Source organism: Arthrobacter sp. AZCC_0090, assembly GCF_014207375.1.
Lineage (GTDB): Bacteria > Actinomycetota > Actinomycetes > Actinomycetales > Micrococcaceae > Arthrobacter.
The window spans coordinates 183,606-194,968 of the sequence record NZ_JACHEE010000011.1 but is presented as its reverse complement, the minus strand read 5'-3'; the positions used below and the strand labels follow the sequence as shown (position 1 = coordinate 194,968).

The following is an 11,363-nucleotide window of genomic DNA, read 5'->3' as shown; positions in this document are numbered from 1 at the left end:
ACCCTCGGCTGGAAAACCCCCGCCCAAGCCCTCCAAGGAATTCTGGAAGAATCAGCAGCATAAGGACGTGTTGCAACGACCACTTGAATCCGCCGGGGGAAAGGCCCGTATAGGTGAGCGGGCGTTGGGGAAAAGACCGATATAGGTGAGCGAGCGTTGGGGAAAGACCGACATAGGTGAGCGAGCGTTGGGGGAAAGACCGACATAGGTGAGCGAGCGTTTCGCTATACGGCCGCAGCCACGTTGATGGTTCCGCCGCGCGGGGTGGCGATGGTGAGCACCTGGCCGGCCAAGGCTGAGCCGAGTTCGGCGGCGGCGAGTCGGGCCTCCAGAGCTGAGAGGTCGCCGTCGTACTCGAAAGCGAGGTCTCCCGCAGCCGTCTCCCAAGATTCCCGGACCACAAGGATGCCGCGCCACAAGAAGGTGCTTCCAGCCGGAGACGTCGGACGTGAACTGGATGGGGCGGACGCGCAGCATGGAACCTCCGGGACGTGAGTCGGGACAACTCGTGGGCTTTCGCCACAGCCTAACGAGCACCAGAATGGGGCCATGGCTGTTGAACTCGAAGAACTGATCGTCAAAGACGCTGCCGAATGGCGTTCCTGGCTCGAAAAGAACGGCGCCGATAGCCCTGGCGTGTGGCTCGTGCTGCACAAGAAGGGCGGCAACGTGACGGAACTGGATTACGCCGCTGCCTTGGATGAGGCCCTTTGTTTCGGTTGGATCGATGGCCAGGGCAGAAGGCGCGACGACGAAAGCGTCTTTCAGCGCATGACCCGTCGCGGCCCCAAGAGCCCATGGTCCAAACGGAACGTGGGCCACATTGCTCGTCTCGATGCCGAGGGCAAGATGACCGCCGCCGGATGGGCCGCCGTCGACAGCGCCAAGGCGGACGGGCGTTGGGAATCTGCCTACGTGGGCCAAGCGGACGCGGAAGTTCCGGAGGACCTCGCTGCCGCCATCGCCGCCGTTCCCGAAGCACAGGCGATGTTCGATGTGCTGACGTCGGTCAACCGTTATTCCCTGATCTACCGGACCAACTCCGTGAAGAAGGCGGAGACGCGGGCCAGGAAGATCGCTGGCTTCGTCGAGATGCTGGCGCGGCAGGAGACCCCGTATCCGCAGAAGAAAAAGCCGGCACCGGTGGGGGAGTAGCCTTATCCGGGCTTCTCCTGAGACAGTGCGACGATCCAGCCCGGAGTGTCCTCACCGAGCCGCTGGTCGAGCGCGACCCTGGCTTTCGCGGCGGCTACCTGGACCTTACGGTCCTCTGAGCTCACCGAGGCGGGACCTTGCGAAGGGGCGAGGGCGCGGGTTCCAGATGCCTTGGCAGCTGCCATGAGCTCATCCTCAGTACCGACTTTGAGGAGTGCGAGTTCCTCCCGCGACGCGAGATCGCTTTGGCCCAGGAGCTCGATGGCTTTCTGGCCCATTTCGGCTTCGGAGCGACTGCGGGACCGGGATGCGTCCAGAGCCCATTGAGCGCGGCGCCACCATTCGGACCTATCGTCCGCCCGCGCTTTCTGCCTCAGGGACAGGAGGCCGACGAGCGCAGCGACGATCGCTGCCGCAAGGACAGCGAGCGGGCTGAGCGCACTGAGAATCTGCCACCATTCCGGCGGCGCGGCGACCACGGTGACAGGTATCGGACTCGGGGACGGGTTCACAGCTCCAGACTAGGCCTCGGCACTGACATTTACCGGATGCGGGCGGCGGCTTCCAGCACCATCCACGCCTGCAGTTGGGTGGAGAGTTCGACGGCGGTGCCCGCCGGGTACGTCTCGGTGGCCGGACGCTGTGGTTCCGTCGAGAAGATGAGCCAGCCGTCGTCGTCGTACTTTGCGGTAGTCCCGTTGGGAGAGACGCCGCGCGTAGTCCGACCCGCCCACAGCCCCTCCGCGGTATCGAGCACCAGTTCCCGTGCGGTGGTCCGGGTGGCGGCAGGCAAACGTACGTCCGCGGAAGCGAGGGCCAAGTAGCGGACAAGGATCCCGGTGAAGAGTCCGCCGTCGCCGGTCCCCTCGCAGCGAAGAGCGAGTTTTCCGCGAGTGTCGGTCCAGCGGACGGTCAGGTGGGCCGCCACGGAATCGACCAGGGCCGCCGCGCGCGCCAGGTTTGCGTCGCCACCCAACTCCAGCAAGGCACCGAGCACAGGGCCTTGGTTGTAGGTGTAGACCTCCTCCGCCAGGACCAACCTGCCTTCTTGGATCCGGGCGCCGTCGAGGTACAGGCCTCTGTTGGGTTCGTAGAGGGTGGCGTCGAGCCAGTCCAGCAGCCGCTGGGCCCGCTCCGGCTTGCCGGTCCGGGCGAAGTGCAGGGCGACCGGCGCCGTGGCGGGTGTGTTCTTGAAATCGCGTTTGGTGCTCCAGAAGGTGCCACCGCCCATGTGTTCTGTGGAGGCCGACTCGAACTGCGGCGACAGGGTTTCCTGCAACCGGGCATTCCGGCGGCGGCCCGGTTTGTGGGCTCTCTCTGCCAAGCTGTCCAAGCGCAGGGTGGCGAGGGCCAGCCATGCCATGTCGTCGTAGTAGCTGTTCGCGTAGCGCAGGCCGTTGCGCACGCGGATGGTGGTGACCAGGCGTGAAGCGAGGCGGCCCGCGCTTGGCCGGTCTCCGCCGTCGAACCTTGATCCCGTGGCCAGTTCGCGCAGCCCTGTATCCACGAGGCAATCGACGTAGTGCGCCTGCCACCAATAGTTCCACGGTTGACCCGGAAAACGGCTGGAGGGCCGGATCGACGCCGCGAGGTGCGTTCCGGGAAGGAAGAGGAAGCGCCGTCCGAAATGCCGGGTGACCGAACGCGCAGCGCGGTCGGCTCGCACGGCCCAATGCGGCGTGCCGGACGTGCCGGACGGGGCATCGGGGGCGGACATGGGGACAGCCTAACGCGACGGCTCGGCTGCGAATCCCTCCGCAGTGCACAATCAACGTGATTCAGTTAACATGCATTAACGGATTTTGGTTCTGCATCGAGGAGGATGGATGGACATCAAGGGCGCAGTTGCGTTGATAACCGGCGGGGCATCGGGGCTGGGAGCCGCAACCGCCAGGCGATTGCTCGACGCCGGAGCATCAGTGGTGCTGCTTGATCTCCGCTCTTCTCCCGGTGAGGCTTTCGCCGCCGAACTCAATGCCCTGGGAGCCGAGGGCAAGGCCGTGTTCGTCCCGGCCGACGTCACCAACGAAGAGCAAGTACAGGCAGCCGTCGACGCCGCTGTCGCGCTGGGCCCGCTCCGGATCCTGGTCAATTGCGCTGGCGTCGCAACTCCGGGCAAGGTGCTCGGCAAGGACGGTGTACTGCCGCTGGAGAACTTCAACAGGGTCATCCAGATCAACCTCGTGGGCACCTTCAACGTGATCCGCCTGGCCGCCGCCGCGATGGCCCAGAATGAGCCTGCGGCTACCGAGCTCGGTGGTGAGGAACGCGGCGTCATCATCAACACGGCCTCCGTGGCCGCGTTCGACGGCCAGATCGGTCAGCCAGCATACGCCGCGTCCAAGGGAGCCGTTGCCGCGATGACGCTTCCTCTTGCCCGCGAACTGGCGCGCTCGCTGGTGCGTGTCATGGCCATTGCGCCGGGCATCTTCGAAACCCCCATGCTGGCCGGACTGCCACAGGACGCGCAGCTTTCCCTGGGCCAGCAGGTACCGCACCCCGCACGTCTCGGCCGTCCCGCCGAGTATGCCAACCTCGTGGCGCACATCGTGGAAAACGCCATGCTCAACGGGGAAACCATCCGACTCGACGGCGCTATCCGGATGGCACCGAAGTGAGCCAGACGCCCAAGCTGGCTGCCGCCGTCGAACATTCGGCTGGTTCCCTGCTTTCCTTGCCTGCGGCGGACTTTTTCGATTTCGAATCGCTGCTCAGTGTCCAGGAACAGCGCAAGCTCAACGAGCTCCGGGAATTCCTTGCCACGGAAATCGCGCCCTATGCCAAGGATTGGTGGGACAAAGCTGAGTTCCCGGCGCACATCCTGCCAAAACTCGCCGCGCTCCGGCTCAGCACCCCCACGCATCGCGGCTACAGCAACCTGTTCGCCGGGCTCGTGATCGCGGAAATGACCCGCGTGGACACCTCCATCGCCACGTTCTTCATGGTCCACCACGATCTCTTCATCGAGGCGCTCTACGAGTTCGGCTCCAAGGACCAACAGGACCGCTACCTCGACGACGCCTCCAATCTGCGGACCACCGGAGCCTTCGCGCTCACGGAACCGGACCATGGATCCGATGTTGCCGGCGGCATGCAGACGGTGGCCCGGCGGGTCACCGGGGGAGCCGACGACGGCGGCGACTACTGGGTGTTGAACGGTGCCAAGCGCTGGATCGGCAACGGGACGTTCTGCGATCACATGCTCGTGTGGGCCCGGGACGAGGCCGACGGCGCGGTCCGGGGTTTCATTGTGGACGCCGGCCTGCCCGGGGTTACGCGCAGCAAGATCGAGAACAAGATCGCCCTACGCACCGTGCAAAACGCCGACATTATCCTGAAAGACGTCCGGATTGCCGAGGCGGACCGTTTCGCGGGGATCAACAGCTTCGCCGACACCAACCACCTGCTGCGCGGGTCCAGGCTCATGGTGGCCTGGCAGGCCGTGGGACAACAGTTGGCGGCGTTCGACGTCGCCCGGAAGTACGCGCTTGAACGCCAGCAGTTCGGCCGCCCGCTGGCGAAGTTCCAGCTCATCCAGCAGCAACTGGTGGACATGCTCGGAAATGCCGTGGCCAGCATGGGCATGATGGTCAGGATTGCCCAGCTGCAGGAGGATATCTACACGGACAGCAAGGGAGTGCGGCACGGCGGCGCCCAGATGGCCCAGGTGGCATTGGCTAAGTCGTACTGCAGCGCCCGCATGCGTGAAACCGTGGCGATGGGGCGGTCCATCCTCGGCGGGAACGGCATTGTGACCGATTACCGGATGGCCAAGATCTTTGCCGACGCGGAAGCGATCTACACCTACGAAGGCTCGTTCGAGATCAATTCGCTCATTGTGGGCCGGGCCGTGACAGGGGTTTCCGCGATCGTTTGAGTGGTTCGGTTTCGGGCCGTTGGCTTCCGTTTTGGTCCGGGGCTTCTGGGCTCGCCGTACCGGGGCTTGTTTCCCAGGCCGGAGCTTGAAGCGCGGCGATGGGAAACAAGCCCCGGTCTGAGTCCGGGGACTCAGACCGGGTTGCTCCTTTTCTCGTTGAATCGTTTCATTCAAGGGCAAATAATAGTTCGCCTCTCGGGTTACCGGGAGCCACTCCGCAGCCGGCGGTACTCCTCGCGAGCAACCGGCGTCGCGTTCACTGTCCCCAGTTGGTTGAGGGGGATGCGGTACGTTTCCCTGGCGGACCAGGCGGCAACGGCGCCGATGATACAGATTCCGAAGCAGATGGACCCGATGATGAGCGGGACATTCGCCGATCCCGGCGGGGCGATTGCCGCGAAGATGCTCGGAAGGAACGCGGTGATGACGAGGCCGATGTTCTGCGAGATGGCGAATCCCGTGACGCGGGTGCGGGCGGGGAAGAGCTCCTGGAAGAAGCTGGCGAAGGTTGCATTCCAGACCTGGTACAGCGTGCCCCACATGATGATCGAGAGGACGATCGTGAGCAGTACGTTGTTCTGGCTCACCGCGTACAGGTAGGCGTAGGCCAGCACGCCGGAGCTCAACGAGCCGAAGATCATCAACGGCCGGCGGCCGAACCGATCCGACAGATCTCCGAACAAGGGGATAAGGGCGAGTGCGACGACGTTGGCCAGGACCGGGATCCAGAGGTAGACAGTAGTACTCATCCCGACGCCGTAACCCGGCTGGGTGGCGTACGCCGCACCGAAGACTGCCACGGTGACGCCTACGACGTTGACCAGGGTCATGCAGACAGCCCGCACCACGTCGAGGCCGCTTTCCCGCAGAACGCGGACGATCGGCATCTTCGGGATCTCCTGGTGCGCCTTTTCCTCAGTAAAGATGGGTGTCTCTTCGACCCGGCGGCGGATCATGTACCCGGCGAACACCACGAGGGCGCTGAGGAGGAACGGGATGCGCCAGCCCCAGGATTTGAACGCTTCATTGGAGAGCACGGCCGAGAGTGGGAGGAAGACCGCGGCCGCAATGATTTGTCCCGCCTGGGTGCCCTGGAGGGCGAAGCTTGCGTAGAAGCCGCGGCGACCGAAGGGCGCGTGTTCCACGATCATGGCGCTGGCACCGCTTAGTTCGCCGGCCACCGCAAAACCCTGGATGAGTCGGACGGCAACCAGCAGGATAGGCGCCAGGAGGCCGACTTGGCCGTAGGTGGGCAGCAGGGCGACGGCGAAGGTCGAAACGCCCATCATCAACATGGCGAGGACTAGAACGTTCTTCCGGCCGTGCTTGTCGCCCCATTGCCCGAGGACGAAGGCGCCAATCGGGCGGGCCACGTAACCCACGGCGTAGGTACCCAAGGAAGCGATCAGTGCAACGGTCGGATTTCCCGCGGGGAAGAAGACGCCAGGGAAGACGAGCGCAGCGGCCTGCGCATAGATGAACCAGTCGTAGTACTCAAGGGCACTGCCGATCCAGCCGCTGGCTGCGGCCTTCTTCGTGGTGCTGGACTGCCGAGGTCCGGTTGAACTTCGCTGTGTACTCGCGTCGATCTTCATATTGTCCTCCTTTGGACAAGTCGTGTGGGCCACTGGAGGGCCTTCCCGTCTTTGGGTCTGGTTTCCAGTAGGAGGGCGGCGCCATCGCAAGAATCGGACTCAACTGCCGCTTGGTATGCGCTTTCCCATCTGGTAAGCGCTTTCCATAAGACACCCGCGCGGCCCCGCTGTCAAGGTTAAATTGTTGCGCCGGTCACAACGGTGGGAACTCCGGGGATTATCCTGGGGCCGATGCTGTTTCGGTGCTTCGTCGCAGCACAACTGTGCCCGTGACGGAGGAATGGGCGCTGGCATCCTCGCTTCCGTCCCGATCGTTGGAGCTTCCAAGTGCGGCGAGCCGGCCGATCTCTTCAAGCGGCAGACTCACGGTGGTCAGGGGCGGCCGGAAGTCGCGCAGGGTTTCAATGTCATCGAATCCTGCAATGAGAGCATCCCGGGGAATCCGAAGGCCTTCGGAGCGAAGCGCCGCCACTGCGCCGATTGCCATCACGTCGTTCGCCGCGAAGATGCAGAACCTGGTACCCCCTGATTGCCCGGCTTTGATCCGGGCTGCAAGCTGGAGTCCGGCTTCATAGCCACCCTCGCGGTTGAACCGGCTACGGATCACCTCGGCCTCCGGCAGCCCGGCGTCGCTCAGCCCCCGCTGGAAGCCGCGGATGCGGTCATCTGATGTCAGCCGTCCTTCGGGGCCGCCGATGATCACGAAGTCCCCTTGCGTGCCGGCGGAAAGTTCGACGGCGAGCTTCGCGGCCAATTCTTCGTTCGGAACGTCAACCACGTGGTACCCATCCGGATGGGAGGCCCCCACGATGGAGTGCCCCACGACGCCGACCTTGCCGCCATTGCGGCAATACCGGTCAAGTTCAGCCGCGAGCTCGGTATTGCTGTCCTTATCGCCCGGTTGGGTAGACCGCGATCCCGCTATGACGATTGAGTCCGCCCTGCGTGCGGCGAAGGCGGCGACGGCGGCCCGTTCGTCGGCTGGAGTGCCCTCGGTGGTGGCCAGCAGGACCATCTTGCCTTGCTCCCGTGCTGCGGCCTGGACTCCGCGGGCTATGGCGGAGAAGTAGGGATCGGCGATGTCGTGCACAATCAGCCCGATCAACCCGGAGCGCGCTTTTGCGAGGCCCTGGGCCTGGGCGTTCGCGATGTAGCCGAGGGTGTCTGCCGCCTGCCGGACGCGCTCGGCGATCTCCGGTGCCGGCGTCCTGGCAGAGCCATTGAGCACCCGGGAGGCGGTGGCCGGGGAGACGCCGGCCAGTTTGGCCACTTCGGACAGCGTGCTTGCAGTCACGGACAACTCCTCTTCAAAACCTTAGTGTTGGGCACCTTCAGCAACAACCGATTATTGCAGTCGGAACTCGCTCCGGGAAAGCGATTGCCAGCCACCCACTCGCGTGTCATCATGAATGCAATGGGAATGCGCTTTCCCACTTCATTTACTTTCCATTGAAGAGGACTCATGGGCACCAATTCTGTTGCAGCAACAAAGACGATCCGCATCGCCATGAACGGCATCACCGGCCGGATGGGCTACCGCCAGCACTTGCTGCGTTCCATCCTTCCCATCCGGGACGCCGGGGGCTTCACCCTGGCGGACGGCACCCGCATCCAGGTTGAACCGATCCTGGTGGGCCGCAACGAGGCCAAGATTCGCGAACTCGCCGAAAAGCACAAGGTATCCGAGTGGTTCACGGACCTGGACGCCGTCATCAATGACCCCACGGTGGACGTCGTCTTCGATGCGTCGATGACCAGCCTCCGCGCCGCGACCCTGAAGAAGGCCATGCGCGCCGGAAAGCACATCTTCACCGAAAAACCCACGGCGGAAACGCTGGAAGAAGCCATTGAGCTGGCCCGAATCGGCAAGGAAGCCGGCGTTACGGCGGGCGTGGTGCACGACAAGCTCTACCTGCCGGGCCTGGTCAAGCTGCGCCGCCTGGTGGACGAAGGCTTCTTCGGCCGCATCCTCTCAATCCGGGGCGAGTTCGGCTACTGGGTTTTCGAAGGCGATGTGCAGGCGGCACAGCGCCCGTCCTGGAACTACCGCAAGGAAGACGGCGGTGGAATGACAACGGACATGTTCTGCCACTGGAACTATGTCCTGGAGGGCATCATCGGCAAGGTCAAGAGCGTGAACGCCAAGACCGCCACCCACATCCCTGCCCGCTGGGACGAACAAGGCAAGGAATACAAGGCCACGGCGGATGACGCTTCCTACGGCATCTTCGAGCTCGAGACCCCTGGCGGGGACGACGTCATCGGCCAGATCAACTCCTCCTGGGCCGTCCGCGTCTACCGGGACGAACTCGTGGAGTTCCAGATCGACGGCACGCACGGCTCCGCCGTCGCCGGCTTGAACAAGTGCGTCGCGCAGCAGCGCGCCCACACTCCCAAGCCCGTCTGGAACCCGGACCTGCCCGTCACCGAATCCTTCCGCAGCCAATGGCTGGAAGTGCCCGCCAACGCCGATCTGGACAACGGCTTCAAGCTGCAATGGGAAGAATTCCTACGCGACGTCGTCGCCGGCCGCGAGCACCGCTTCGGCCTGCTTTCCGCTGCCCGCGGCGTGCAGCTCGCCGAGCTCGGCCTGCAGTCCAACGACGAGCGCCGCACCATCGATATCCCGGAGATCGTGCTCTGATGACCTCCCTTCTCCTTCCCACGAACGACGGCGGCACTCGCCCCTACACGCTGCAGCCAGCCACGTCGTGGCCCAAGCCGACGGCCCCGCTGACGTCCCGGCGGGCCTACGCGGCGGCACACGTGATTCCCGAAGCGACAGCCGACAACACTCCGGGCGCCCCGGCCCGGCTGGACTGGGACGCCACCATGGCGTACCGGCACGAGCTGTTGTCCTACGGCTTGGGAGTTGCCGATGCCATGGACACGGCGCAGCGCGGCATGGGCTTGGACTGGGCTGCGACGCAGCAGCTCATCAAGCGCACCGGCGTCGAAGCTGCTTCCGTGGTGGCGTCCGGCAACGCGGCCACCGCCGGCAAGACCGTCCGGGACCTCGTCTCGTGCGGAGCCGGTACGGACCAGCTGGACCTCGCAGCGCTACCCGAGGGTCCCGCCGGAGTCAAGGCCGTGCTGGACGCGTACCGCGAGCAGATCGCCGTCGTGAGCGAAGCCGGACCAAAAGTCATCATCATGGCGTCCCGGGCACTGGCCAAAGTGGCTGCCAGCCGCGAGGACTACCTGCACGTCTACTCCACGCTCCTAGGGGAAGTGGACCAGCCCGTCATCCTGCACTGGCTCGGAACCATGTTCGATCCGGCACTCGCCGGCTATTGGGGCTCGGACAATGTCGCCGAAGCGACAGAAACCTTCCTTGGCCTGATCCGCGATCACGCGGACAAAGTGGACGGCGTGAAGGTCTCGCTGCTCGACGCCAGCCATGAGATTGCGCTGCGGGCCGCGCTTCCCGACGGCGTGCGCCTCTATACCGGGGACGATTTCAACTACCCGGAGTTGATCGACGGCGACGGGATCCACCACTCGGACGCGCTGCTGGGCATCTTCGCCGCGATCTACCCTGCCGCCTCACTCGCGTTGCAGAAGTACGACGCCGGCGACGCTGCGGACGGGCGCGCCATCCTGGACTCCACCCGCGAACTGGGCAAACACATCTTCAGCGCCCCCACGTTCTACTACAAGACCGGGATCGCCTTCATGTCCTGGCTCAACGGAAAGCAACCCGGATTCCAGATGGTCGGCGGCCTGCATTCCGGCCGTTCGGTGGTCCACCTGGCACGGACCTTCGAACTCGCGGACAAAGCCGGGCTCCTGCGCGATCCCGCGCTGGCCGCGTTCCGGATGTCCGACTTCCTGAGGATCAACGGAGTGGGCGCATGAGCGACTTTTCAAGGTTGTCGGACTTTTCGCGGTTGTCACTGAACAGGCTTTCCTTGAACACTGCCACCACGAAGAAATGGACGCTGGCCCAGGCAGTGGACGGTTGTGTCCGGGCCGGAATTCCAGCGATCGGGCCGTGGCGGGACATCGTCGCCGACGCCGGCTTGGACAAGGCCGCCAAGCTGATCAAGGACGCTGGACTCCGGGTTTCGTCCCTTTGCCGCGGCGGCTTCCTCACGGCGGCCGACGCCGAAGGGCAGGCGGCTGCGCTGGCCGACAATCGGGCGGCCGTCCTGGAAGCGGTGGCGCTGGACACGCAGGAGCTGTTCCTGGTGGTCGGCGGCCTGGCGCCGGGGGAGAAGGACGTCGTCGCGGCCCGCCAGCGCGTGGCCGATCGCCTCGAGGACCTGGTTCCTTTCGCCGTCGAGCACGGGGTCCGTTTGGTCCTTGAGCCGCTGCACCCGATGTACGCGGCGGACCGTGCGCTTATCTCCACACTCGGCCAGGCACTCGACCTCGCCGCGCCCTACGACGCAAAGGCGGTCGGCGTCGCCGTCGACACTTTCCACGTCTGGTGGGATCCGGAACTGAAGCAGCAAATCGAGCGGGCCGGCAGGGAACACCGGATCGCCTCCTACCAAGTGTGCGACTTCAACCTCCCCATCGCGGCCGACGCCCTGCTCTCGCGCGGCATGATGGGCGACGGCGTGATCGACTTCGCGACGATCGGCACCTGGGTGCGGGACGCCGGCTACACGGGAGACATCGAAGTGGAAATCTTCAACCAGGACATCTGGGACGCCGGCGGCGATTCGGTCCTGGAAACCATGAAGCAGCGGTACGCGGAGCTTGTGCTGCCCTTCGCATAAACACCCCCA

The 11,363-nt window shown here is 64.7% G+C and carries 11 protein-coding genes; 6 read left to right on the top strand and 5 right to left on the bottom strand.

Annotation, left to right across the window (positions count from 1 at the left end; translation table 11 throughout):
* Positions 1-224: 224 nt before the first annotated feature.
* Positions 225-419: a hypothetical protein gene (locus tag HNP00_RS17490; RefSeq protein ID WP_184740987.1), complete on the bottom strand. Its 195-nt coding sequence runs from the start codon at positions 417-419 to the stop codon at positions 225-227.
* 130 nt (positions 420-549) lie between these two features.
* Here HNP00_RS17490 and HNP00_RS17485 point away from each other — a divergent pair, with 130 nt between their 5' ends.
* The gene (locus HNP00_RS17485) at positions 550-1,155 is read left to right on the top strand and encodes a YdeI family protein (RefSeq protein ID WP_184740986.1); all 606 of its coding nucleotides are present in this window, start codon (positions 550-552) and stop codon (positions 1,153-1,155) included.
* A gap of 2 nt (positions 1,156-1,157) precedes the next feature.
* On the opposite strand, the gene HNP00_RS17480 is transcribed toward HNP00_RS17485, so the two are convergent.
* Together HNP00_RS17480 and HNP00_RS17475 are read right to left on the bottom strand one after the other, a co-directional pair.
* The gene (locus tag HNP00_RS17480; protein ID WP_184740985.1) at positions 1,158-1,667 is read right to left on the bottom strand and encodes a hypothetical protein; all 510 of its coding nucleotides are present in this window, start codon (positions 1,665-1,667) and stop codon (positions 1,158-1,160) included.
* A gap of 29 nt (positions 1,668-1,696) precedes the next feature.
* Positions 1,697-2,872, bottom strand: coding sequence for a glycoside hydrolase family 76 protein (locus HNP00_RS17475; protein ID WP_184740984.1), 1,176 nt, complete (start codon positions 2,870-2,872; stop codon positions 1,697-1,699).
* Positions 2,873-2,981: 109 nt separating this feature from the next.
* Between HNP00_RS17475 and HNP00_RS17470 the strand changes: the two genes are divergently transcribed.
* Together HNP00_RS17470 and HNP00_RS17465 are read left to right on the top strand one after the other, a co-directional pair.
* Complete coding sequence (locus tag HNP00_RS17470) at positions 2,982-3,773, top strand: SDR family NAD(P)-dependent oxidoreductase (protein WP_184740983.1); 792 nt, start codon at positions 2,982-2,984, stop codon at positions 3,771-3,773.
* Complete coding sequence (locus HNP00_RS17465) at positions 3,770-5,032, top strand: acyl-CoA dehydrogenase family protein (RefSeq protein ID WP_311770605.1); 1,263 nt, start codon at positions 3,770-3,772, stop codon at positions 5,030-5,032. The genes HNP00_RS17470 and HNP00_RS17465 overlap by 4 nt, the downstream gene beginning before the upstream one ends.
* Positions 5,033-5,232: 200 nt before the next feature.
* Here HNP00_RS17465 and HNP00_RS17460 read toward each other — a convergent pair whose 3' ends face one another.
* Positions 5,233-6,627: an MFS transporter gene (locus tag HNP00_RS17460; RefSeq protein WP_184740982.1), complete on the bottom strand. Its 1,395-nt coding sequence runs from the start codon at positions 6,625-6,627 to the stop codon at positions 5,233-5,235.
* Positions 6,628-6,844: 217 nt separating this feature from the next.
* Positions 6,845-7,921 carry a LacI family DNA-binding transcriptional regulator gene (locus HNP00_RS17455; protein WP_184740981.1) on the bottom strand — a complete coding sequence of 359 codons (1,077 nt, stop codon included), beginning with the start codon at positions 7,919-7,921 and terminating at the stop codon, positions 6,845-6,847.
* 168 nt (positions 7,922-8,089) lie between these two features.
* On the opposite strand from HNP00_RS17455, the gene HNP00_RS17450 reads away from it, so the two are divergent.
* From HNP00_RS17450 to HNP00_RS17440, 3 genes are read left to right on the top strand one after another with little or no spacing between them, the layout of a single operon-like run.
* Positions 8,090-9,271 (top strand): Gfo/Idh/MocA family protein, encoded by a 1,182-nt coding sequence (locus HNP00_RS17450; RefSeq protein ID WP_184740980.1) that lies wholly within the window; start codon positions 8,090-8,092, stop codon positions 9,269-9,271.
* Positions 9,271-10,485, top strand: coding sequence for a dihydrodipicolinate synthase family protein (locus HNP00_RS17445; RefSeq protein ID WP_184740979.1), 1,215 nt, complete (start codon positions 9,271-9,273; stop codon positions 10,483-10,485). The genes HNP00_RS17450 and HNP00_RS17445 overlap by 1 nt, the downstream gene beginning before the upstream one ends.
* Positions 10,482-11,354: a sugar phosphate isomerase/epimerase family protein gene (locus tag HNP00_RS17440; protein ID WP_395893833.1), complete on the top strand. Its 873-nt coding sequence runs from the start codon at positions 10,482-10,484 to the stop codon at positions 11,352-11,354. Before HNP00_RS17445 ends, HNP00_RS17440 begins: the two co-directional genes overlap by 4 nt.
* The last annotated feature ends 9 nt before the right edge of the window (positions 11,355-11,363 follow it).